This window comes from Empedobacter sp. UBA2044, from assembly GCF_002333005.1.
Lineage (GTDB): Bacteria > Bacteroidota > Bacteroidia > Flavobacteriales > Weeksellaceae > Empedobacter > Empedobacter falsenii_B.
This window is the reverse complement of sequence record NZ_DDBA01000008.1, coordinates 1-514: the sequence shown is the minus strand read 5'-3', so window position 1 is coordinate 514 and position 514 is coordinate 1. Positions and strand designations below refer to the sequence as shown.

1 protein-coding gene is annotated in these 514 nt (G+C 27.8%); it reads right to left on the bottom strand.

Annotated elements, in window-relative coordinates; genetic code table 11:
* Positions 1–26 precede the first annotated feature (26 nt).
* Entirely contained in the window at positions 27–404 is a 378-nt protein-coding gene (locus B4E59_RS01035) for a hypothetical protein (protein WP_221856848.1), read from the bottom strand.
* Positions 405–514 lie beyond the last annotated feature (110 nt).

Here is a 514-nt window from a genome sequence, read left to right as displayed (position 1 = left end):
TCAATATTGAGTGGATTTTTTTATGATTAATTTTCACTAATCGAATTGACTAACCAATATCGTTTTCCATCTTTGTAAGAAATATTGATACTATCTCTAGAAAGCATAATCAGTTTTGTCGGTGTCCATCCCACATTTCGTAACGAATTGCTTCCTGTCATTTCCATTTGAATATTTTCTATCGGATCAATTTTTTGAGATGTGATAAAATCAAATTTATATAAATTCTTAGATTGAGAAACTTGCACTACTACACTATCTTGAACAATTCCTCCTAAAGAATCTTGAAAAATTATAAATCGTCTTTCATATTTTTCTTTATAAATAGTATTCAGACCATCATCTTCATTATTACAAGAAAATATCAGCATTAATAAAGAAGCAAAACATACAATCGTTCTCATAAAACATCATTTTATATTTAACTATTTTCAACTCAAAATATTGTACAAAAAAAAGACGCTCACAACTGAACGTCTTTTATTATTATTCCTATGTCCCGTCCTGAAATAGC